Annotated in this window: 19 protein-coding genes, 1 tRNA gene and 1 pseudogene; 15 read left to right on the forward strand and 6 right to left on the reverse strand. The window is 72.4% G+C overall.

Annotated elements, in window-relative coordinates:
• The first annotated feature begins 1 nt into the window (after window position 1).
• The 5 genes from murJ (at window position 2) to GCE86_RS05695 (ending at window position 7,760) form a co-directional block, all read left to right on the forward strand.
• Window positions 2–1,696, forward strand: coding sequence for a murein biosynthesis integral membrane protein MurJ (murJ, locus tag GCE86_RS05675; protein ID WP_154225944.1), 1,695 nt, complete (start codon window positions 2–4; stop codon window positions 1,694–1,696).
• The gene (locus tag GCE86_RS05680; protein ID WP_154225945.1) at window positions 1,693–2,826 is read left to right on the forward strand and encodes a glycosyltransferase family 4 protein; all 1,134 of its coding nucleotides are present in this window, start codon (window positions 1,693–1,695) and stop codon (window positions 2,824–2,826) included. Before murJ ends, GCE86_RS05680 begins: the two co-directional genes overlap by 4 nt.
• Entirely contained in the window at window positions 2,826–5,171 is a 2,346-nt protein-coding gene (locus GCE86_RS05685) for a hypothetical protein (protein WP_154225946.1), read from the forward strand. Before GCE86_RS05680 ends, GCE86_RS05685 begins: the two co-directional genes overlap by 1 nt.
• 149 nt (window positions 5,172–5,320) lie before the next feature.
• The gene (locus GCE86_RS05690; protein ID WP_154225947.1) at window positions 5,321–7,078 is read left to right on the forward strand and encodes a CTP synthase; all 1,758 of its coding nucleotides are present in this window, start codon (window positions 5,321–5,323) and stop codon (window positions 7,076–7,078) included.
• 76 nt (window positions 7,079–7,154) lie between these two features.
• Window positions 7,155–7,760, forward strand: coding sequence for an NUDIX domain-containing protein (locus GCE86_RS05695; RefSeq protein WP_154225948.1), 606 nt, complete (start codon window positions 7,155–7,157; stop codon window positions 7,758–7,760).
• Window positions 7,761–7,827: 67 nt separating this feature from the next.
• Here the strand turns inward: GCE86_RS05695 and GCE86_RS05700 are convergent, their stop codons facing one another.
• Complete coding sequence (locus GCE86_RS05700) at window positions 7,828–8,082, reverse strand: TM2 domain-containing protein (RefSeq protein WP_204343140.1); 255 nt, start codon at window positions 8,080–8,082, stop codon at window positions 7,828–7,830.
• A 292-nt stretch (window positions 8,083–8,374) separates the two neighbouring features.
• Here GCE86_RS05700 and ald point away from each other — a divergent pair, with 292 nt between their 5' ends.
• The 9 genes from ald to GCE86_RS05745 all read left to right on the forward strand — a co-directional run bounded on the left by ald (window position 8,375) and on the right by GCE86_RS05745 (window position 17,025).
• Window positions 8,375–9,490 carry an alanine dehydrogenase gene (gene ald / locus GCE86_RS05705; protein WP_154225950.1) on the forward strand — a complete coding sequence of 372 codons (1,116 nt, stop codon included), beginning with the start codon at window positions 8,375–8,377 and terminating at the stop codon, window positions 9,488–9,490.
• A 26-nt stretch (window positions 9,491–9,516) separates the two neighbouring features.
• Entirely contained in the window at window positions 9,517–10,509 is a 993-nt protein-coding gene (locus GCE86_RS05710) for a site-specific tyrosine recombinase XerD (RefSeq protein ID WP_154230349.1), read from the forward strand.
• A 234-nt stretch (window positions 10,510–10,743) separates the two neighbouring features.
• Window positions 10,744–11,667: a ParA family protein gene (locus GCE86_RS05715; RefSeq protein WP_091266519.1), complete on the forward strand. Its 924-nt coding sequence runs from the start codon at window positions 10,744–10,746 to the stop codon at window positions 11,665–11,667.
• A 41-nt stretch (window positions 11,668–11,708) separates the two neighbouring features.
• Window positions 11,709–12,704 (forward strand): segregation and condensation protein A, encoded by a 996-nt coding sequence (locus tag GCE86_RS05720; protein ID WP_154225951.1) that lies wholly within the window; start codon window positions 11,709–11,711, stop codon window positions 12,702–12,704.
• A 4-nt stretch (window positions 12,705–12,708) separates the two neighbouring features.
• On the forward strand, window positions 12,709–13,773 hold the full coding sequence (gene scpB, locus GCE86_RS05725) for an SMC-Scp complex subunit ScpB (protein WP_154225952.1): 1,065 nt from the start codon (window positions 12,709–12,711) through the stop codon (window positions 13,771–13,773).
• On the forward strand, window positions 13,760–14,530 hold the full coding sequence (locus GCE86_RS05730; protein WP_154225953.1) for a pseudouridine synthase: 771 nt from the start codon (window positions 13,760–13,762) through the stop codon (window positions 14,528–14,530). Before scpB ends, GCE86_RS05730 begins: the two co-directional genes overlap by 14 nt.
• A 174-nt stretch (window positions 14,531–14,704) precedes the next feature.
• On the forward strand, window positions 14,705–15,385 hold the full coding sequence (gene cmk, locus GCE86_RS05735; RefSeq protein ID WP_154225954.1) for a (d)CMP kinase: 681 nt from the start codon (window positions 14,705–14,707) through the stop codon (window positions 15,383–15,385).
• Window positions 15,382–16,788, forward strand: a complete 1,407-nt coding sequence (gene der, locus GCE86_RS05740) for a ribosome biogenesis GTPase Der (RefSeq protein ID WP_154225955.1) — start codon at window positions 15,382–15,384, stop codon at window positions 16,786–16,788. The genes cmk and der overlap by 4 nt, the downstream gene beginning before the upstream one ends.
• 163 nt (window positions 16,789–16,951) lie before the next feature.
• A tRNA-Pro gene (locus tag GCE86_RS05745) sits at window positions 16,952–17,025 on the forward strand.
• A 75-nt stretch (window positions 17,026–17,100) separates the two neighbouring features.
• On the opposite strand, the pseudogene GCE86_RS32305 reads toward GCE86_RS05745, so the two are convergent.
• From GCE86_RS32305 to GCE86_RS05765, 4 genes and pseudogenes are all read right to left on the reverse strand, one after another.
• Window positions 17,101–17,565, reverse strand: a pseudogene (locus tag GCE86_RS32305) (tyrosine-type recombinase/integrase); the annotation flags it as partial.
• 568 nt (window positions 17,566–18,133) lie between these two features.
• Entirely contained in the window at window positions 18,134–18,892 is a 759-nt protein-coding gene (locus GCE86_RS05755) for a hypothetical protein (protein ID WP_154225957.1), read from the reverse strand.
• A 295-nt stretch (window positions 18,893–19,187) separates the two neighbouring features.
• Complete coding sequence (locus tag GCE86_RS05760; RefSeq protein WP_154225958.1) at window positions 19,188–19,607, reverse strand: barstar family protein; 420 nt, start codon at window positions 19,605–19,607, stop codon at window positions 19,188–19,190.
• 649 nt (window positions 19,608–20,256) lie between these two features.
• A complete protein-coding gene (locus GCE86_RS05765; protein ID WP_154225959.1) occupies window positions 20,257–20,592 on the reverse strand; it encodes a hypothetical protein in 336 nt (111 codons plus the stop codon).
• A 413-nt stretch (window positions 20,593–21,005) separates the two neighbouring features.
• Here GCE86_RS05765 and GCE86_RS05770 point away from each other — a divergent pair, with 413 nt between their 5' ends.
• The gene (locus tag GCE86_RS05770) at window positions 21,006–21,671 is read left to right on the forward strand and encodes a ribonuclease FAU-1 family protein (protein ID WP_154225960.1); all 666 of its coding nucleotides are present in this window, start codon (window positions 21,006–21,008) and stop codon (window positions 21,669–21,671) included.
• Between the two features lie 185 nt (window positions 21,672–21,856).
• Here the strand turns inward: GCE86_RS05770 and GCE86_RS05775 are convergent, their stop codons facing one another.
• The gene (locus tag GCE86_RS05775) at window positions 21,857–22,492 is read right to left on the reverse strand and encodes a class I SAM-dependent methyltransferase (RefSeq protein WP_154225961.1); all 636 of its coding nucleotides are present in this window, start codon (window positions 22,490–22,492) and stop codon (window positions 21,857–21,859) included.
• Between the last annotated feature and the right edge of the window lie 203 nt (window positions 22,493–22,695).

Below are 22,695 nucleotides of genomic sequence, written 5' to 3' on the forward strand. Positions count from 1 at the left end.
CGTGACGAAACCGGCACTCCTCGCCGGCGCCGGCCGCGTGGCCGGAGCGGCCGCCCTCATCGCCGTCCTCACCGTGGTCAGCCGGCTCGCCGGCTTCGGCCGCACCGCCGTGTTCACCTGGACGCTCGCCCCCACCGACCTCGGTGGCGCGTACGTGGTGGCGAACAACCTGCCGAACTTCATCTTCGAGATCGTCGCCGGCGGCGCGCTGGCCAGCCTGGTCGTACCGCTGCTGGCCGGCGCCGTCGACGCGGGCGACCGGCGGGCCGTGGCCGCCACCACCGGGGCCCTGCTCACCTGGGTGCTGGCCCTGCTGGTGCCCCTCGCGGTGCTGGTCGCGCTGCTCGCCGACCCGCTGGTCGCGCTGCAGGGGTCCGGCCTGAGCGAGGTGCAGCAGGAGACCGGGGCGCGGATGCTGCGGCTGTTCGCCCCCCAGCTGCCGCTCTACGGCGTCGGCATCGTGCTGACCGGAGTGCTCCAGGCACACCGGCGCTTCGCCTGGCCGGTGATCGCCCCGCTGCTGTCCAGCGTCACCGTCATCGCCGTCTACCTCGGCTTCACCGCCGCGGAGGGGCGGCTGGCGACCGTCGGGCGGGTGAGTGGGGGAGGCGAGCTGCTGCTGGCGGGCGGCACCACCCTCGGCGTCGTGGTGCTCTCGCTCTCGCTGCTCGTCCCGCTACGCGGGCTGCGGCTACCGCTGCGCCCGGGCTTCCGGTTCCCCGCCGACGCCCGGGCCCGCGTCGGCGGGCTGGCCGTCGCCGGGGTGGTCACCGTCGGCGCCCAGCAGGTCGCCCTGATGGTCGTGCTCAACCAGGTCTCCTACGGGTCGGCGGCCGACCCGGGCATCTACAACATCGCCCAGACGATCTACTTCCTGCCCTGGTCGGTGCTGGCGGTGCCGCTCGCGGTGGCCGCGTACCCGACGCTGGCCGCGGCTCGAGCGGCCGGCGACGAGCGGACCTACCGCACGACGCTGGCCCCGGCCGTGCGCGGGGTGGTGCTGTTCAGCCTGCTCGGCGCCGCCGCCCTGGTCGGCACGGCGATCCCGGTCGGGCACTTCTTCTTCACCGGCGAGGCGGCGCGCACCGCGGCGGCCGGTATCGCCGGCTTCGCCCCCGGGCTGGTCGGCTACGGCCTCTTCGCCGTGCTCACCCGCGCGCTCTACGCCCGCGGCGAGGCCCGGGCGGCCACGGTCGCCACCGCGGTGGGCTGGCTGACCGTGCCCGTCCTGGCGGTCCTGCTCGGGCACGCCCTGCCCGTGCAGCACCGCGTGCCGGCCGTGACCCTGGCCACCTCCGGTGGCATGCTCGTGCTCGGCGCGCTGCTCATCGCCGCCGTGGTCCGCTCCGCGGGCCGGGACGCCCTGGCCGGTGTCGGCCGGGCCGGAGCCGCCGGCCTGCTCGCCGCCGCGGTCGCCGGCCTCGGCGGCGCGGCCACCGCGCGGGGACTCGCCGGGCTCACCGACGGCACCCCGACGACAGCGGAGGCCCTCGGTCAGGGCATGCTGTCCGGGGTCGTGGTCGGCGCCCTGTTCCTCGCCGTCGCCTGGTCGGCCGACGCCCGCGACGTCCGGCCGCTGCTCGCGGCGGTGACCCGCCGGCTCGGCCGGCGACGCCCTCCCGGCGGGGGCGACGGCACGCGGGAGGACCACCGCCCCGGCGAGCGGGGCGACGGAAAGGAGACCGTTTCCTCATGACGGACGCCTCGTCGGCGCGGCGGTGGCCCGGCTCGGTGGCCCTGGTGCTCGCCTCCAGCACCGGTGGTGTGGGGCAGCACGTCCGCTCGATCGCCCGGGGCCTGACCGAAGCGGGAGCGTCCGTGCTGGTCTGCGGCCCGGCCGCCACCCAGGACCAGTTCGACTTCACCGGGGCGGGCGCGCGGTTCGCGCCCGTGGAGATCCCGGCCAGCCCCACCCCGGCTGACGCGCGGGCCGTCGCCGCGTTGCGCCGGGCTCTCGCGGATCCGCCGGTCGACGTGGTGCACGCGCACGGGCTGCGCGCCGGCCTGGTCGCCGTGCTCGCCCGGCCGGCCGCCCCGCTCGTGGTCACCTGGCACAACGCCGTGCTGGCCGGCGGGCTGCGCGGCGGGCTGTCCCGGCTCGCCGAGCGGATCGTGGCCCGGAACGTGCGGGTCGCCCTGGGCGCCTCCGCCGACCTGGTCGACCGGGCCGCCGCGCTCGGCGCCGCCGACGCCCGCCTCGCCCCGGTCGCGGCGCCGGCGCTGCCGGCGCCGCGCCGCCGCCGCGCCGCCGTCCGCGCCGAGTTCGGGGTCACCGCCGACCGGCCGCTGATCGTCTCGGTGGGCCGGCTGCACCCGCAGAAGCGGTACGACATCCTCGTCGACGCGGCCGCCCGGTGGCGTACCCGGCGGCCTGCGCCGCTGGTCGTGATCGCCGGCAGCGGGCCCGCGTACCTGCAACTGGCCGCGCGCATCTCGGCCGCCCGGGCGCCGGTGACCCTGCTCGGGCACCGCACCGACGTGGCCGACCTGCTGGCCGCCGCCGACCTCGCCGTGGTGACCAGCGACTGGGAGGCCCGCCAGCTCTTCGCGCAGGAGGCGCTGGGTGCCGGCGTACCGCTGGTGGCGACCGCCGTCGGTGGCCTGCCGGACCTGGTCGGCGACGCGGCGGTGCTGGTACCGGCCGGCGACGTGGACGCCGTCGACGCGGCGGTGCGCGACCTGCTCGACGACGAGGCACGCCGGGCCGACCTGGCCCGCCGGGCCGCGGCCCGGGCCGCGACCTGGCCGACCGAGGCGGACACCACGGGCGCCCTGGTCGACCTCTACGCCGAACTGACGCCCGAGCACTCGACGGGGACCCGGTGATGCTGCGCAGACTGACCCCGGTGCTGCTGACCCTGGTCGTGGTGGCGCTCGGCATCACCGCGCTGGCCGCCCGCCCGGACAACGGCGGGCCGGAGCGCAGCGCCGACTTCGTGGTGCTGGCCGGGTCGGCCGGGCTGCGCTGGGACGACGTCGACCCGCAGACCACCCCCACGCTGTGGCGGATGGCCGAGCAGGGCTCGATCGGCTCGCTCTCGGTGCGCTCCGCGCACCGGCCCACCTGCCCGGTCGACGGCTGGCTCACCCTGGGCGCCGGCAACTTCGCCGCCTGGAACGGCAGCCGGGCGGGGGGCTGCCCGGCCACCGGGGTGAGCGTCGAGCAACCCGACGGCATCGGCGCGAACCTGCCGGACCAGGAGAGCGTGGTCGCGTACAACCAGGACCGCCTCTCCTGGGGCGCCACGCCGGGCGCGCTGTCCGAGTCGGTGCGGTGCACGGCCGCCGTCGGCCCGGGCGCCGCGGTGGCCGCCGCCCGCCCGTTCGGCCGGGTCGACCGGTACGCGCCCGTGCTCCCCGCCGACCCGGCGAAGCTGCTCGGCTCCTGCGTCCTGAGCATCGTCGACCTGGGCAGCGTCGACGGCGAGGACCCGGCCAACCGGGCCGCCCAGGCCCGCCAGGTGGACGCCCAGCTCGCCCGGGTACTCGCCGCGCGGCCGCCCCGCTCGCTGGTCCTGCTGGCCGGGGTCTCGGACACCGACGCCCGGTCCCGCCTGCACGTCGCGGTGGCCGACGGCCCCGGCTGGGACCGGGGCTGGCTGACCTCGCCGAGCACCGCCCGCGAGGGCTACCTGCAACTGGTCGACCTGGCGCCCACCGCGCTGGCCGCGCTGGGCCGCCCGATGCCCGAGCGGCTGTTCCTCGGCCGTCCCGCGGTGTCCGTCGACGGCCGCCCCGGCGACCTGCGCGCGGCGATCGACGCGCCCGCCGACGCGGATCGCGAGGCCGCCGCCCAGCGCCGGGTCGCCGGCTGGTTCTTCACCCTGCTCGCCGCCGCCCAGGTGGCGCTCGCCGTGGCGGTGCTGCCGCTGCTGCGCCGCGCCCGCCGGCACGCCGGCCCGCACGGGCCCGAGCCGGTCTCCCGGCGGGTGGTGGCGGTGGTGGAACTGCTGCTGATCGGCGCCGCGCTCGCCGTGCCGGCCGCCCTGCTCGCCGACGCCGTGCCCTGGTGGCGGGGGGAGCACGCGGGCTTCTGGTTCGCCACGGTGACCGCCCTGCTGACCGTCGGCGGCACCGCCGCGGTCCGGCTCACCCCCGGTCACGAACGCACCCTCGGGCCGCTCGGCGCGGTGGCCGCCCTGGCGACCCTGGTCGTCGGCGTGGACGTGCTCACCGGCTCCCGTCTGCAGCTCAACGGCGTGGTCGGCTACTCGGCCCTGGAGGGCGGCCGGTACGCGGGCCTGGGCACCGTGGGGCTGGGCGTGTTCATCGCCGGCTCCCTGCTCTGCGGCGGCTGGCTGGCCCAGCGGGTCCGCCGGTCCCTGCGGCCGATGGTGATGGTCGCGGTCGGCGGGGCGGCCGTCGTCATCGTGGGCAGCCCCTACCTGGGGGCCGACTCGATCGGCGCGATCGCGCTCACCGCCGGGGTGAGCGTCGCCGCCGCCATCTGCACCGGCGGCTGGCTGACCGTGAGCCGGCTGGCCTGGGCCACCATGGCCGGGCTGGCGGTCACCATCGGCTTCGCCGTGGTGGACGCGGGCCGGCCCGAGGCCGAGCGGGGCAGCCTGGGGCGGTTCCTCGCCGCGCTCGGCGACGGCACCGGCGGCCTGACCGTGCACCGGTCCAGCACGGCCAACTTCCAGACCCTCGTGAACAGCCCGCTCACCGTGCTGGCCCTGGCCGGCGCGGCGCTGGTCTGGTTCGCCCTGCTCCAGCCCTGGGGCGGCCTCATGCGGCTGTTCGGCATCTACCCGGCGATCCGGGCGGCGATGGCCGGCACCGGGGTCGCCGCCGGCCTGGGCGGCGTCCTGGGCGGCGCGGCGCTGGACGTGGCCGGGGCCGCGGGGGCGCTCGTGGTCCCCATGGCGGCCCTGGCGGCCCTGCGGGTGCTCGACCACTCCACCGACCGCACCCAGCCCGGCAGCGGCCGTCCCGGGGACGAGGGCGGGGCCGCCCCGCCCGGCGGGCCGCGGGGGCCCAGCGGCGGGCGCGCGGCCGAGGTCTCCGCCACCGGCGGCGCGGCCGGCCCGGACCCCGCCCCGGCCGTCGCCGCCGAGGGCGCCCCGGCCGAGCACGACCGGGGTACGCGGGCGCCGGACGCCGCCGCCGACCGGGCGCCCCGGGTGCCGGCCCAGCCCGGCCCGGCATCGACCGAGGTGCCCGCCGGCTGAGGCGAACCACGCGTCACGTGCGCCGACGGCGGGTGCGACGCCGCTGCGGGCCGGGGAGGTGTTACCGTGGAATCCCGTGGATCGCGTGATCACTTGGCTGATCGGCACGGCGGTTCGCACGACCGCTACGGACGACACGGGAGCAGGCCTTGGCCCCTTCAGCACGGACGACCAGGCACATTTTCGTCACCGGGGGCGTCGCCTCCTCGCTGGGTAAGGGCCTCACCGCCTCCAGCCTCGGCAACCTGCTCAGCGCGCGCGGGCTGCGCGTGGTGATGCAGAAGCTCGACCCGTACCTCAACGTCGACCCCGGGACGATGAACCCGTTCCAGCACGGCGAGGTCTTCGTCACCGAGGACGGCGCCGAGACCGACCTCGACGTCGGCCACTACGAGCGGTTCCTCGACCGGGACCTGTCCGGCAAGGCGAACGTCACCACCGGGCAGATCTACTCGGCGGTGATCGCCAAGGAGCGGCGCGGCGAATACCTGGGCGACACGGTCCAGGTCATCCCGCACATCACCAACGAGATCAAGGCGCGGATCCTCGGCATGGCCGACCCGGACGCCGACGGCCAGGTCCCCGACGTGGTGATCACCGAGGTCGGCGGCACGGTCGGCGACATCGAGTCGCTGCCCTTCCTGGAGGCGATCCGCCAGGTCCGCCACGACCTGGGCCGCGACAACTGCTTCTACCTGCACGTCTCGCTGGTGCCCTACCTGGCGCCGTCCGGCGAGCTGAAGACCAAGCCGACCCAGCACTCGGTGGCGCAGCTGCGCAGCATCGGCATCCAGCCCGACGCCCTCGTGCTGCGCTGCGACCGGGACATCCCGGACAAGGTCAAGGAGAAGCTCTCGCTGTACTGCGACGTCGACCGGGAGGCCGTCACGGCCGCCCCGGACGCGCCGAGCATCTACGACATCCCCAAGGTGCTGCACCGCGAGGGCCTCGACGCGTACGTGGTGCGCCGGCTCGGCCTCTCCTTCCGCGACGTGGACTGGACCCGCTGGGACGACCTGCTCGACCGGGTGCACCAGCCGCGCCACACCGTGACCGTGGCGCTGGTCGGCAAGTACGTCGACCTGCCCGACGCGTACCTGTCGGTGAGCGAGGCGATCCGGGCCGCCGGCTTCGGCCACCGGGCCCGCGTGCAGCTGCGCTGGGTGCCCAGCGACGACTGCGTCACCCCGGCCGGCGCGGCGGCGGCCCTGGCCGGCGTCGACGGCATCGTGATCCCCGGCGGCTTCGGCGTCCGCGGCATCGAGGGCAAGATCGGCACCGCCCGGTACGCCCGGGAGAACGGCATCCCGCTGCTCGGCCTCTGCCTCGGCCTCCAGTGCATGACCATCGAGGTCGCGCGCCACCTAGCGGGCCTCGACGGGGCGAACTCGCTGGAGTTCGACGAGGAGGCCACCCACCCGGTCATCGCCACCATGGCCGACCAGGAGGACATCGTCGCCGGCAAGGGCGACCTGGGCGGCACCATGCGGCTCGGCGCGTACCCGGCGAAGCTGGCCGAGGGCTCGCTGGTCGCCGAGGCGTACGGCAGCACCGAGGTCAGCGAGCGGCACCGCCACCGGTACGAGGTGAACAACGCCTACCGCGACCAGCTCACCAAGTCCGGCCTCACCATCTCCGGCACCTCGCCCGACGGCCGGCTGGTCGAGTTCGTCGAGCTGGAGCGGAACCTGCACCCGTTCTTCGTGGCCACCCAGGCGCACCCCGAGCTGAAGAGCCGGCCGACCCGGCCGCACCCGCTGTTCGCCGCGTTCGTGAAGGCCGCCGTGGCGTACTCCGAGTCCGACCAGCTCCCGGTCGACCTGGACGCCCCGGCGGAGGCCGCGGCGAAGAAGGCCGGCCGCAACGGCGGCGCCGCCACGTCGGCCAAGGCGGCGTCCGCGTCGTGAGCGAGCGGAGCGAGCGAACCATTCGGCTCAGCAGCGCGGCGCTTCGCGGCGCCGCCGAGCGAAGCGAGGGGGCGTCGTGAGCGCCGTGGAGCACCGGTACGAGGTGACGGAGCACCGGGAGATCTGGTCGGGCCGGATCTTCTCGGTGGTCAGCGACGACGTCACCATGCCCGGCGGGGGCACCGGCACCCGCGACTACGTGACGCACGTCGGCGCGGTGGCCGTGCTGGCCCTCGACGACGCCGGCCAGGTGGTGCTCATCCGGCAGTACCGGCACCCGGTGGGCCGGCACCTGTGGGAGCTGCCCGCCGGGCTCATGGATGTCCGGGGCGAGGACCTGGCCACCGCGGCGGCCCGTGAGCTGGCCGAGGAGGCCGACCTCACCGCCGGCCGCATCGACGTCCTGGTCGACCTGCACAGCTCGCCCGGCTTCAGCAACGAGGTGGTCCGGGTGTTCCTGGCCCGCGACCTCGCCGAGGTGCCCGCCGCGCAGCGTCACGAGCGGCGCGACGAGGAGGCCGACCTCCAGGTGGTCCGGGTGGACCTCGACGAGGCGGTCCGGATGGTGCTGGCCGGCGAGATCAGCAACGCCTCCTGCGTGGCCGGGCTGCTCGCCGCGGCCCGCGCCCGGGAGACCGGCTTCGCCGAGCTGCGCCGCCCGGAGGCGCCGCTGCCCCGCTGAGCAGGGTCGGACGACGAAGGGGCCGCGCGGTGCGAACACCGCGCGGCCCCTTTCGCTGTGTCTGCGCTCAGTCGCGCAGGGGACGTCCCTGGGCGTCGGTGCCACCGTTGACCAGGATCAGGATGCCGTCGATGAAGCCCCAGATGCCGCCGATGAAGCAGGTGAAGAGGCTGACGAGCAGCTGGGCCACCGCGATCTTGGTGTGGCCCGTGTAGAACCGGCCGGCGCCGAAGCTGCCGAGCAGAATGCCCAGGATGCCCGCGACGACCTTGCTCTTGTCCGAGACGCCCTGCGGGTACTGCTGGTAAGGAGGAGTGGTCATGAGCGGACACCATAGTGATCCACTGCCGTCCTGTCCGCACCGCCGCCCCGACGGTGGAAGGATATTTACCGAACATTGTCCTGACGGCTGAGGCGGTCTCCACCGCCCAGCCCGGTCCATGCCTGACACACCGTCAGCACGACCGGGCACCGGATGTCACTGTGTTGGCCTCCGTGGGGTTCCCACGCGCCTAGACTGCCGCCGGGCGGGACCGGTGGACCGCGTCGGCAAAGGGGCCGCCGCGGCGCCGAGCAGTCGGGGGTGAGCTTCCCCGGAGGAAGGTGTCTGCATCGTGAAGGTCGGAATCCCACGCGAGGTCAAGAACCACGAGTACCGCGTGGCGATCACGCCCGCGGGCGTCAACGAGTTCACCCGCCACGGCCACGAGGTCTTCGTCGAGTCCGGCGCGGGCGTCGGCTCCAGCATCACCGACGACGAGTTCGCCGCCGCCGGCGCCAAGATCCTGGCCACCGCCGACGAGGTCTGGGACACCGCCGAGCTGGTGCTCAAGGTGAAGGAGCCGATCGCCGAGGAGTACCACCGGATGCGCGAGGGGCAGGTGCTCTTCACCTACCTGCACCTGGCCGCCTCGAAGGAGTGCACCGACGCGCTGGTCGACCGGAAGGTCACCGGCATCGCCTACGAGACCGTCGAGCTGCCCGACCGCTCGCTGCCGCTGCTCGCCCCGATGTCCGAGGTGGCCGGCCGGCTCGCCCCGCAGGTCGGCGCCTTCTACATGATGCGCACCGGCGGGGGCCGGGGCGTGCTGCCCGGCGGCGTCTCCGGCGTGTACGCGGCCAAGACCGTCGTCATCGGCGCCGGTGTCTCCGGCCTGAACGCCGCCGCCATCGCGCTGGGCCTGCAGTCCGAGGTGCTGCTGCTGGACAAGAACGTCGCCCGGCTGCGCCAGGCCGACGCCATCTACCGGGGCCACCTGCAGACCGTCGCCTCCAACGCCTACGAGATCGAGCGGGCCGTGCTCGACGCCGACCTGGTCATCGGCGCGGTGCTGGTGCCCGGCGCGAAGGCCCCGAAGCTCATCTCCAACGAGCTGGTCTCCCGGATGAAGCCGGGCAGCGTGCTCGTCGACATCGCCATCGACCAGGGCGGCTGCTTCGAGGACTCGCGCCCCACCACGCACGCCGACCCGGTGTACAAGGTCCACGACTCGATCTTCTACTGCGTGGCGAACATGCCGGGCGCGGTGCCGAACACCAGCACCTACGCGCTGACCAACGTCACCCTGCCGTACGCCCTCGAACTGGCCAACCAGGGCTGGCAGCAGGCGCTGCGCAACGACCCAGCGCTCGCTCTCGGCCTGAACACCCACGCCGGCCAGGTCGTCTACGGCCCGGTCGCCGAGGCGCACGGCATGGACGTGCTGCCGCTGGCCGAGGTGCTGGGCTGAGGTACGACAGCCCGAGGGAGCACAGCCTGACGGCCTCTGCGGCCAGGGCCGGTGCGGGCGTCGAGCCCGCGCCGGCCCTGCGCCGTGCCGTCCGGGGCTACCTGGACCATCTCACCGTCGAGCGGGGACTGTCCGCGAACACCCTCGCCTCCTACCGCCGGGACCTGGACCGTTATCTGTCCACGCTGGCCGCCGCCGGGGTGACCGACCTGGCCGCCGTCGGCGCCGCCGGCATCGAGGCGCACCTGGCCCGGCTGCGCGGCGGCGACGCCGAGCACCCGCCGCTCGCCGTCTCGTCCGTCGCCCGCGCGGCCAGCGCCGTGCGCGGCCTGCACCGCTTCGCGCTGCGCGAGGGGATGACCGGCGCCGACCCCGGCCGCGACGTCCGCCCGCCCGCCCCGCCGCGCCGGCTGCCCCGGGCGCTGCCGGTCGACGCCGTGGTGCGGCTGCTGGAGACCGCCGGCCCGGTCACCGCCACGGGCGACGCCGCGCCCCGCGCGCTGCGCGACCGGGCGCTGCTGGAGTTCCTGTACGGCACCGGCGCGCGCATCTCCGAGGCGATCGGGTCCGCCGTGGACGACCTCGACCTCGACGCCGGAACCGTGCTGCTGCGCGGCAAGGGCGGCAAGACCCGGCTCGTGCCGGTCGGCGGGTACGCGGCCGAGGCGCTGCGCGCCTGGCTGGTGCGGGGCCGCCCGGCGCTGCTGGCCACCGGCCGGGGCACCCCGGCGCTCTTCGTGAACGCCCGCGGCGGCCCGCTCACCCGCCAGGGCGCCTGGACCGTGCTGCGCGCCGCGGCCGACCGGGCCGGCCTGCCGGTCGACGGGCCCGACGCCGTCTCCCCGCACACCCTGCGCCACTCGTACGCCACCCACCTGCTCGACGGCGGCGCCGACGTGCGGGTGGTGCAGGAACTGCTCGGCCACGCCTCGGTGACCACCACCCAGGTGTACACGTTGGTCACCGTGGAACGGCTCCGTGAGGTCTACGCGACCGCCCACCCGCGTGCTCACGGGTGAGCGCGAGGAGTGAGCCGGGGTTGCGAGCCCCGCAGTCGCGAACGAAACAGCGTCCCGGCCAGCACCGGCTCCGACACGCCGACCCGCTACCGAACGCGCTGCTGGCGCGTGGCGTACAGTCGGCTTCGGCGCGGGCCTTGCGGGGACGACGGACCCGGGGGGTGCGCAGCGGCGCCGCGAGGGACGTCGGACGGCTCCGACGCCGGGTGGTCGTCGGGAGGGGGCAACGAGGACATGGCAGGAAACGGTGACCGTGCCGAGACCTGGACGTCGGAGCTCCGTGAGCAGCAGGCGACGCTGGGCGCCGACCTCGGCCCCGCCGACCCGGCCGCGTACACCATGCGCAAGCCGATCCCGGAGCCGATGCCGACCGACCGGCACGGCCCCGCGCGGATCATCGCGATGGCCAACCAGAAGGGTGGCGTCGGCAAGACCACGACCACCATCAACCTGGGCGCCGCGCTCGCCGAGTACGGCCGCAAGGTGCTGCTGGTCGACTTCGACCCGCAGGGCGCCCTCTCCGTGGGCCTCGGCGTCAACCCGCACAACCTCGATCTGTCGGTCTACAACCTGCTCATGCAGGACGACGTCACCGCCGAGGACGTGCTGATCAAGACCGACGTGGCCGGGCTGCACCTGCTGCCCGCCAACATCGACCTCTCCGCCGCCGAGATCCAGCTGGTCAACGAGGTCGCGCGGGAGATGGCCCTGGCCCGGGTGCTCCGCACGATCCGCAAGGAGTACGACTTCATCCTGATCGACTGCCAGCCCTCGCTGGGCCTGCTGGCGATCAACGCGCTGACCGTGGCGCACGGCGTGCTCATCCCGCTGGAGTGCGAGTTCTTCAGCCTGCGCGGTGTCGCGCTGCTGCTGGACACCATCGACAAGGTGCGCGAGCGACTCAACTTCGACCTGGAGCTCGAAGGCATCCTCGCCACCATGTACGACAGCCGCACCACCCACTGCCGCCAGGTGCTCCAGCGGGTGGTCGAGGCGTTCGGCGACAAGGTCTACCAGACGGTCATCACCAAGACGGTCAAGTTCCCCGAGTCGACGGTGGCCGGCGCGCCGATCACCACCCTCGACCCGGCCTCCTCGGGCGCGCGCAACTACCGCCAGCTCGCCCGCGAGGTGATCGCCGCCCAGGCGGAGCGGTAGGCCGTACGCCGGGTGTCCGGGTCGTGGACTACGGTTTGCCGGTGACCGCACCGCCCCTCGACCCGCCGCACGGCGCCGCCGACCCGGTGGCCGCCGCCGAGCTGGCCGCCGAGGTCGACGGTGTGGTGCCGGCCGACCCGGCCACCGTCGAGGAGACCAGCGGCTTCACCGTCCGGCTGGACAACTTCACCGGCCCGTTCGACCTGCTGCTCCAGCTCATCAGCAAGCACAAGCTCGACGTCACCGAGGTGGCCCTGCACAAGGTCACCGACGAGTTCATCGCCTACCTGCGCGCCATGGGCGACCAGTGGGACCTGGACGAGACGAGCGAGTTCCTGCTGGTCGCGGCCACGCTGCTCGACCTGAAGGCGGCCCGGCTGCTGCCCGCCGCCGAGGTGGAGGACGAGGAGGACCTGGCCCTCCTGGAGGCCCGGGACCTGCTGTTCGCCCGGCTGTTGCAGTACAAGGCGTACAAGGAGGCGGCGGCGCACATCGCCGAGCTGGAGTCGGTGGGCGGGCGGCGCTATCCGCGGGCGGTCACGCTCGAACCCCGGTACGCCGAGGCGCTGCCCGACCTGGTGCTCGGCATCGGCCCGGAACGGCTGCTCAAGCTGGCGCTCAGGGCCATGACCCCGAAGCCGGTGCCGGAGGTGTCCATCGCGCACGTGCACATGGTCCGGGTCAGCGTCCGGGAGCACGCCGAGATCATCTCCGAGCGGCTGCGCCGCGCCGGCACCGCCAGCTTCTCGCTGCTCTGCGCCGACTGTGAGATGACCCTCGAGGTGGTGGCCCGGTTCCTGGCGCTGCTGGAGCTCTACCGGCAGGGCCTCGTCGCCTTCGTCCAGGAGCAGGCGCTGGAGGAGCTGACGGTCCGCTGGACCGGCTCCGCCGACGCCGGCGCCGAGCTGACCATCGACGAGTACGCCGGCTCCCCGGAGCCCGCCGCCCCGCCGGCGGACGCCCCCTCCGCCCCGGCGGACGACGCCGCGCCGACACAGTCCGCGGCGGCGGACGACGCCGCGCCGACACAGGAGTGACCCGATGAGCGACGAGGAACGCCGCGACTCGCTGGCCGACCAGGCAGCAGCCTGGGTCCCCCCGTGGGAGCGGCCGACCCCGCCGAAGCCCGCCACGAGCGGGACGCTCGGCGAGCCCGAGCCGCCCGCGACACCGGCTGAGCCGGCTACTTCGGCGTCCGCCGAGCCGGAGCCGTCGGCCGAGCCGGAGCTGTCGGCCGAGCCGGAGCTGTCGGCCGAGCCGGAGCCCGTACCCGCGCCTCGGACGCCCGTGCCGCCGCCCGCCGGCGCCGCGGTCGAGATCTTGGACACCTACCGTTCGCCTCGAACGGAAACTGTCCAAGATCCGGCGGGGGAGAGCGCGTCGGAGCCGGAGGCGGCGTCGGGAGCGGGCGAGTCGGCCCCGGGCGCCGAGGACAGGATTCACCCCGACGGGCGCACCGGCCCCGACGCCGGACCCGGCGAGCCTGCGGGGGAGGGCGGCGTACCCGGGAAGCGGGGACGGCGGCGACCGGCGCCGGAGCCGGAGCCCGCGCCCGTGCTGGACGACGCCGAGCTGCGCGGCGCGCTGGAGGCCATCCTGCTGGTGGTGGACCAGCCGGTCAGCGAGCTGACCCTGGCCCAGGTGCTCGAGCAGTCCCCGGAGCGGATCGGCCCGATGCTCGACGAGATCGCGGCCGGCTACACGGCCGCGGGGCACGGCTTCGAGCTGCGCCGGGCCGCGGGTGGCTGGCGTCTCTACACCCGCCCGGAATACGCGACCTACGTCGAGCGGTTCGTACTGGAGGGCCAGAGCGTCCGGCTGACCCAGGCCGCGCTGGAGACCCTCGCGGTGATCGCCTACAAGCAGCCGGTGACCCGGTCGCGGATCTCCGCCATCCGGGGCGTCAACTGCGACGGGGTGATCCGTACGCTGGTGTCCCGGGGCCTGGTCGAGGAGTGCGGCACCGAAGCGGACAGCGGTGCGTTCCTCTACCGGACCACCACGATGTTCCTGGAGAAGCTGGGGTTGAACTCGGTGGACGACCTGCCGCCCCTGGCCCCCTTCCTCCCCGACGACGTAGAAGAGCTTGCCGATGCGACGCGATGACCGTGCCCCGAAGCCCGACGCCCCCGTGTACGAGGGTGCCGAGCGCCTCCAGAAGGTGCTCGCCGCCGCGGGGGTGGGATCGCGGCGCGCCTGTGAGGACCTGATCTTCCGGCGCCGGGTCACCGTCAACGGCCGCGTGGCCCAGCTCGGCGACAAGGCGGACCCGGCGCGCGACGTGATCCACGTGGACGGGGAGCGGCTCCAGGCCGACGTCCGCCTGGTCTACGTGGCGATGAACAAGCCGCGCGGGGTGGTCACCACCATGGCCGACGAGAAGGGCCGCACCGAGCTCGCCGACTTCATCGGCGCGCGGCTGGAGCAGCGGGTCTACCACGTCGGGCGGCTCGACGCCGACAGCGAGGGCCTGCTCCTGCTCACCAACGACGGCACCCTCGCCCACAAGCTCATGCACCCGTCGTACGAGGTGCTCAAGACCTACCTCGCCGAGGTGGCCGGGCCGATCCCGCGCAACCTGGGCAAGCGGCTGACGGCCGGCGTCGAGCTGGAGGACGGGCCGGTGAAGGTCGACTCCTTCAAGGTGGTGGGCACCCTGGGCAAGACCGCCCAGGTGGAGCTGACCCTGCACGAGGGGCGCAAGCACATCGTCCGGCGCCTGATGGCCGAGATGGGACACCCGGTGTCCCGGCTGGTGCGTACCTCGATCGGTCCGATCAAGCTCGGCGACCTGCGCACCGGGCGGCTGCGCCGGCTGACCAACGCGGAGGTCGCCGCCCTGTTCAAGGCCGTGGGTGACTGACCCCGACGATCGGGGTACGGCTCCCGGTAGGCTTCGACGCGGCCCGCGGCCGCCTTCGGCGGCACGACGCGCGGCCGACCCGCGCGGCGCGGGATGATTGACGAGGAAACACAACCGCTCAACGGCGCCGAAAGATCACGGCGACCCGCGAGGTACGGGCTGAGGAGGACAACGGTGGAGCAAAACGTACGGGCCGGGCGCTGCGTGGTCGCTGTGGACGGGCCGTCCGGTTCGGGCAAGTCCACCGTGTCGCGGCGGCTCGCGGTCAGCATCGGCGCCCGCTACCTCGACACCGGCGCCATGTACCGGGCGCTCACCTGGGCGGTCCTGCGCTCGGGCGTCGACCTGACCGACACCGAGTCGGTGGCCAAGGTCGCCGGCGAGGTCGACCTGCGCATCGGCACCGACCCCGAGGGGTACGGCGTGACCGCCGACGGCGTCGACGTGGCCAAGGAGATCCGCGGCCCCGAGGTGACCGGGGCGGTGTCCGCCGTGGCCGCCGTGGGCGCCGTCCGCGAACTGCTGGTCACCCGGCAGCGCCAGGTGATCGCCGAGGCCGGCCGGATCGTGGTCGAGGGCCGCGACATCGGCTCGGTGGTGGCGCCCGACGCCGACCTGAAGGTCTACCTGACCGCCTCCGAGGCGGCCCGCGCCCAGCGGCGCAGCGCCGAGGACGCCGCCGACGTCGCGGCGACCGCCGCCGACCTGGCCCGCCGGGACAAGCTGGACTCGACCCGCAAGGTCAACCCGCTCCAGCAGGCCGCCGACGCGGTCGTGCTGGACACCACCGAGCTCGGCATCGACGAGGTCGTCGCCCGCCTGCGCGCGCTGCTCAGCGAGCGGGGTGTGGCATGAGCGAGGATTTCGGGGGCTGGGTCGAGCTGCGCGAGCCGGAGGCCGAGCCCGGTGAGCCGACCGGCCCGCAGCCGGTGGTGGCCGTGGTCGGCCGCCCCAATGTGGGTAAGTCGACGCTGGTCAACCGCATCATCGGCCGCCGGCAGGCGGTCGTCGAGGACATCCCCGGGGTGACCCGGGACCGGGTGCCGTACGACGCGCAGTGGAACGGCCGGGAGTTCACCGTGGTGGACACCGGCGGCTGGGAGCCGGACGCCAAGGACCGGGCCGCGGCCATCGCCGCCCAGGCCGAGACGGCCGTCGTCACGGCCGACGTGGTGCTCTTCGTGGTCGACGCCATGGTCGGCTCGACCGATGTGGACGAGGCCGCGGTGAAGATGCTGCGGCGCAGCGCCAAGCCGGTGATCCTGGTGGCCAACAAGGCCGACAACACCGCCATCGAGATGGAGTCGACCGCGCTGTGGTCGCTGGGCCTCGGCGAGCCGTTCCCGGTCTCCGCGCTGCACGGCCGCGGCTCCGGCGACCTGCTCGACGCCATCATGGCGGCGCTGCCCGAGGCGCCGAAGATCGTGGAGAACCGTCCGCGCGGCCCGCGCCGCGTCGCCCTGGTCGGTCGCCCCAACGTCGGCAAGTCCAGCCTGCTGAACCGCTTCTCCGGTGAGGAGCGGGCGGTGGTCGACGCGGTCGCCGGCACCACCGTCGACCCGGTGGACAGCCTCGTCGAGATCGGTGGGGAGACCTGGCAGCTGGTCGACACCGCGGGCCTGCGCAAGCGGGTGGGCAAGGCCAGCGGCACCGAGTACTACGCGAGCCTGCGTACCGCCTCGGCCATCGAGGCGGCCGAGGTGGCCGTGGTGCTGCTCGACTCCAGCGAGGTCATCAGCGAGCAGGACCAGCGCGTCCTCACCATGGTGGTGGAGGCCGGCCGAGCCCTGGTCATCGCGTTCAACAAGTGGGACCTGGTCGACGCCGACCGCCGCTACTACCTGGACAAGGAGATCGACCGGGAGCTGCGCCGCATCCCCTGGGCGATCCGGCTGAACCTGTCCGCGAAGACCGGCCGGGCCGTCGACAAGCTGGCCCCGGCACTGCGCAAGGCCCTGGCGAGCTGGGAGACCCGCATCCCGACCGCCCAGCTCAACCAGTGGCTCACGGCGCTGGTCCAGGCCACCCCGCACCCGGTACGCGGCGGCCGCGCCCCGCGCGTCCTGTTCGCCACCCAGGCCGGCGTGGCACCGCCGCGCTTCGTGCTCTTCACCACGGGCCCGCTCGATGCCGGCTACCAGCGGTTCGTGGAGCGCAAGCTCCGCGAGGAGTTCGGCTTCGAGGGCACCCCGATCGACATCTCGGTCCGGCCGCGCAAGAAGCTCGGGCCGGGCGGCCGGGGCAAGGCCCACGGCTGACCCATGTCGCCGAGAAGCCGCCGGGGAGTCTCCTCCCCGGCGGCTTCTTTCCTAGGACGCTCTAGGGGGAGTGGCGGGCGGCACCGGGTGGGGCCTGTGCGTGGGTGAGAGGATCTTGCGCTAAGCTGTACCGGCTGCCGCGGGGAACACCGCGCGGGGGCATCGGGACGTGGCGCAGTTTGGTAGCGCACTTGACTGGGGGTCAAGGGGTCGTCGGTTCGAATCCGGCCGTCCCGACGCAGGTCAAAGGCCATCTGGAATCTTCCAGGTGGCCTTTTCTGATCTTGTACAGCAGCGAAGTACAGCAACGGCTCATTGATCGAGGCTCTGACCGAGCTTCCGCAGGGACTCTCGCGTCGCCTTCGATGAGACCTGACTGTAGATCTCCATCGTGATCGAGAAGTCGGCGTGTCTCAGGATCGCCATGGCGACCCGGGGGTGCACGTCCAGGTCGACCAGCAGGGAACCGCAGGTGCGCCGCGCGTCGTGGACGGTGATCTTCGGGACGGCGGCGCGGGCGATGCGGCTGTCGTAGGAGCGGTTGAAGTTCCGCGGCTCGACCGGCAGTCCGTAGCGGGTCGTGAAGATCATGCCGGTGTCGTGCCACGCCTCGCCCGCCTTCTCTCTGGCGGCCTCCTGTTGCCGGTAGCGGTGCCACAGCGCGGTGACGCAGATGGCCGGCAGCGGTAGGGGAGCGTCCGACTCCTCGGTCCTGGTGGCCCGGTGCAGGAGCTGCCCCCGTACTCGTTGGAGCTGCTTGTCGATGACGAGGCTGATGTAGGGAAGCGGCGAAGGTCGGGCTCGTATGAGTTCAGGATCCGTTCCGCTTCGTCGACCAAGCCTGGCGATTCAGGGTCAGCCTCGTACTCGTTAAGCAGTTCGGTTAGCCAGGTAGTCGGGGTTGCGCACCCAGAAGTCCAACTTCTGCAGCCGCACCTGTGTGCGGACGAGCCGACGGCACCGGGCGGGGCATCAGAGTCGCCGTCGAGGGGTTCCGCCGAGGCGTCGAGCAGGAAGAGCAGGCGCGGCATCCTGCCAAAGACTCGCCCGCCGGACCGTCAACCCATCCACAGTGTAAGCCAACCCGATCAAGCCCGCCTGTGTCTAGATCGCGACGTGATGTGAGCGGCGATTCGGCTCTGGCGGTGGTCTAGGGATGAGAGGTGGCAGGATTCCCCGACCAGGCGGTCTCGGGAGTGAGGCCAGATGATCGAGCGGCTCACTGCGCATGCCTAACGGATGCGCGGACCGATCAGTCGCCCCAGCTATGGGCGTAGCTGTGGGCGCTTGCCTCGTCCCACCATAGGCTTGACGAATCCGTCCCAGGTGATGCTTGACGCTTGGTTCAGAGGTTGCCGTTCGGCTGATTCCCGCCGTGTCGACCGGGCAACTCGGCCAGGAGGCGTTGGTACTCCGCGTGGCTGCCGATGGCGGCCCGGTGATCGGGGTGGCGGACGTAGTGATGGATCGCGGCGGCGAGAAACCGGGGATCGACGTTGTCGGTACGCAGCGCGTGGCGGCGCCAGGGAATGCCGCGCCGTCGTACCAACTGGGGTTCGGCGTAGGCCAGCCACAGTGCCGCGGCCCGTTCGGCAGGCAGGGTCGTCTGGGCGACCGGTAGTGCCTCCCACGGCACAGTGAGCGAGCCGAGAATCCAGCTCTGTTGTACGCCGTGAGGACGCAGCTGTACCCCGTAGCCTCGCCAAGCCTCAGCAAGCAGCAGGGCGATGAGCAGCGGCCAGGAGATGTCGAGGATCGAGTCGGGTGTCCACGGATTGTCTTGCTTGCTGGAGGGAATCAGTGCGCCGACCTCAGCCGAGGCGGGCAGGAGGAAGCACGCGGCCAGGCATGCCCTCCATGCGGGAGCGGGCGTGCCGAAGGCTGGTATCTGGGGTTGCACCTCGAAGTAGGCCGGACGGTTCTGCAAGCTGAGGAGCCCCAGGACCAGGAGCACCAGGGCAAGGACGACCAGCGGAAGGAACAGGAGCTGTGCCAGGGAGGGGGCGAACGCGGTGGCCGCCGCATTCCCGACCGCCAGGAGCACGCTGAGTATCAAGACGCCGTGCTGGTGGCGCACCGTTGCAGCGCTAACCTTGCCGATCATTCTCGTGACCTTACGGGCAGATATCAAACAACCCGTTGGCCGATCGGCCGACACTGAACAACTGAACCGCTGATCATGTCAAGCATCTGGTGGGACGCGAGTGTCAAGGATGTCCTGTGACACGACACGCAGCTATGGGCGTTGTGCCTGGTCTCGCATGATGGTTGACGCGGCGGGTTCACCTGATGGTTGACATGATCACGACGATCCGACCAGCAGCGGCGCATCCTGGGGTAGCTGGGGACGCGTCCGCTCGTAGCTGCTACGCGGGTGTTGTCAGTCTCCGCCCTAGCGACTAGACCAACTCCAGGATGACACCGTCTTTGGACTGGTGACCGCCTGGGCCGTGGTCGCGGATGATCTCAACGATCTCGTCGAACAGGGGCTGGCCCTCGCCGCGGCGCGCCCTGCCGAGCCTGAGCTCGATGTATGCGCGGTTCGAGGGATGGCAGGTGAGGAGAAGCTGCTCCAGCCGTTGGGCTGTCGCCTGATAGCCGAGCGCAGCCCGAGACGATTCAGAGTTAAGCCACCGGAGCACCCAGCCGTTCTCGGGCGTTCCGAACCCCCCTCGGAGTATGTCGTTGAAGGCATCCAGGTTTCCCCGCCAGGTGTAGTTGCAGAGCAGCCGCGAGAACTCGCGGCCAAAGCCATCGAAGTCAGAGAAGGTCGCTCCGTCGATGATCAGCACGGGAAGCTCATCGCTCTTGTTGGTCATGGTCGAAGTATGGGCGAGCTACGCAGCTATCGCGATCATGTAAAGCCTCATCCGAGGCCGCCGTGTCAACCATCAACCAGAGTCGGACACAGCTATGGGCGCTGGCGTGTGAGGACTTTCTGTACGAGATCAAGGCGGCCGGCTTCGCAGGCCGCGCGCGCCGCCGAACCTGGGCCGGGCCTTCGGCCCGCCGCGTTGCCTCTGGCCTTCGGCCGCCGGCACGCGGTGATAGCCCGCCGGCGGCGCGACATACGAAGAAGCCCCGGGCCGGCATGATCGATGGCAGTTCCGGGACTTCGGTTTGGTCGAGACACAGGCAGTGCCTCCGGCGGGGAGCTCGGGCGCTCTGGGATGGTGACGCCACCCCGACAACCTTCATCCGGGGCAGGCCCCACCTGATCCACAGTGTGCGGACGAAGGCCGACGGGATGGCTTGGGGCGCAGCCGGGGGAGGAGCAAGGCGGGGCCGCGTGGGTGACTAACCGGGTGACGACCGCGACGGACGGCAGCGGACAGAGCCGAACGACGGTGGACGATGTAGCGAGGTCAGGCCGGGAACCGCCCAGGTGAAGCGAGCCTGATCATTCCTTCACACCGAAGGCGTCCAGTGGCTCCACCTCGGTCCCGACCGACGGTCGGATGGACTGGCTTATCTCGGCATCATCATGCCACCGAAGACCTTCACGACCGTCATGCCGTCAGCAGAGCCGAAAGTCGGTGTGTCCTCGATCGGGACGTACGCGGCGGCCCCAGGCTTCAGGTCCTGCCGTCCGTTCTCCTCGCTGTCCACCCAGCCGGAACCTGAGAGAACGGTGAAGCTCTGGTCGTCGTAGGAGGGCCCAAGTGTGACCTGCGAACCGGGTGCGAATGTCCACACCGAAACGCTCACACCAATGGGAAGATCTGCGACTTCGGTAACGATCACCTCGCCGGTTGCACGATGGTGCGCGCGCGATTGCTGTCCGCCATACCAGACCCGAGCCACGCGGCCATCCTATCCAGCGATGCACAGATGTCGGTCGGCGCTGCTGCCAGGTTCGCTGCACGGCGCCCTCGGGCTATAGGTGGGGAAGATCATCCGGCCCAACTGCAGCCCAATCGAGAGCCACCAGGGGCGACAGGCGTTGGCAGACGTTGGCAACGCCCGCCCTGGTCACGGTCTCGATCCGTCCGTTTGGTGGTGACCTCTCGTTGCGGCGGGTCTATGGGGTTCAAATCGCCTCAGCTCCACCAGTAACGCCGTTGGTCAGTGCAAGCGCCGGCGCGCGAGGTGAAGCAGTTGAACCGTGCCATGCTTGCTGGCCCGGGGGTTTAGGTGGTCTGAGGTGTGATGGCTGGCGTTCGCGTCGGCCACTTTGGGGCAATGATTACCCGCCCTTGATTGGGTATCGTGCTCGAATGATCTTTGAGCGGGGGCAGACGATCGTCCGTCGGCACCTGTACCCGGACGGCCGGGTCGGCTCGGTGCTGTGCGGGCGGGTGGTCAGCGACGACGACCGCGGGCTGGCGCTGTGGGTCGACGTGGGCTCACAGGCCATGCGCCGGGTTGACGCCGCCGGCCGGCCGACCCGGCAACTGTCACTGCTCACCGAGCTGCAGATGACCACGGTGCACAGCCTGAGCACGTGGCAGCCCTTCCGGACGCTGATGCTGATGCCGCCCGGTGCGGCCCATTCGATCTGGTGGAGCTGGCGGACCGACGGCGACTTCGACGGCTGGTATGTCAACCTGGAGCGCCCGATCACCCGGTGGGCCGGCGGGGTCGACGTCTACGACCAGGAGCTCGACCTGCTCGTCTATCCGGATGGTAGGTGGTCGTGGAAGGACGAGGACGCGTTCGCCGAGTACACCGGCCACCCGGCGTTCTGGGATGAGGCCGAGGCCGCCGGAGTCCGGGCCGAGGGCGAACGGTTGCTTGCCTTGGCCCGTGCGGCGGCCGCACCCTTCGACGGCCGGTGGATGGACTTCCAGCCGGATCCGGCGTGGCGGCCGACGGTGATGCCGCACTGGTGGGAGTTGCCGGCGGACGCGACCTGCTGGGGTCCCGAGTACTTCCAGCCCTGAAAGCTGCGATTCTCGAAGATCAACTAGTGCAACGCCAGTACAACTTGAGTGCCGCAGGAGCTGTGGAACGTCGAGACGCGGTGACGGGTCCGGCGGAGGTCGGAGCGCCGACGGATCCTGCATAACACCGCGATCAACCAATGGCTCTGACCGCCCACGAACACAGCCTCATGGTCCGTGCTCCGCTATTCGGAGTCCGAGCGGCGCAGCGTCAGCGACTGGAACCGGTGGCCGCGGCCGGTGTCGACGGAGTGGAAGTCCACGACGTCGAACCATGTGGTGGCGAAGCCGAGCAACTGCTCGTCAGTGCGCCATGAGAAGAAGCGAGGGGGCACGTGATCGTCATCGTCCATGGGGCCTTCGGCGCTCTCGTTACCGCCGTACACGCCGAGGAAGAAGAGCCCGCCGGGGCGTAGGACCGCCCGGATCGCCGCCAGGACTGCGGGCAGGTCGTGGTTGGGCACGTGCAGCAGGCAGTTCATCGCGAACACCGCGTCGAACGAGCTGGCCGGGAAGTTCAGGTGCAGGAAGTCCATGACGTGGGCCTCGATGCCCTTGGCCCGGCAGTGCTCGACCATCACCGGCGAGAGGTCAGCCGCGACGACGGCGAAGTCGTCCTGCTGGAAGTAGGCGCTGTCCTGCCCGGTGCCGGCTCCGATCTCCAGCAGCCGCGCGCCCGGCGACAGTCGGTCACGGAACGCCCGCCGTTCCGCCAGCTTCCACGGCTCCTTGATGAGCCCGTCACGCAAGCCCGCCTCCGCGTCGTACGCCTCACGCAGCGGACCGAGCACCTCGTCGTATCGCACGGTCATGTCGATCATTATCAACGGGCCGGACCGGTCGCGTGCCCCGCCGCGATCGCCCCCGGCGCTTCTTTCGCAGGACTCGCCTCGACAAGTCCTATGAAACGCGCCCTAGGGGCTCAAATCCCTTCAGCTCCACCAGTAACGCGGTCGAGCAACTGGAGCGCCGCCGACGGGCGGGCGAGGCGTGGGTACAGCAGCGATGTACAGCAACCGATGAC

This window comes from Micromonospora terminaliae (genome assembly GCF_009671205.1).
In the GTDB taxonomy this organism is placed as follows: domain Bacteria; phylum Actinomycetota; class Actinomycetes; order Mycobacteriales; family Micromonosporaceae; genus Micromonospora; species Micromonospora terminaliae.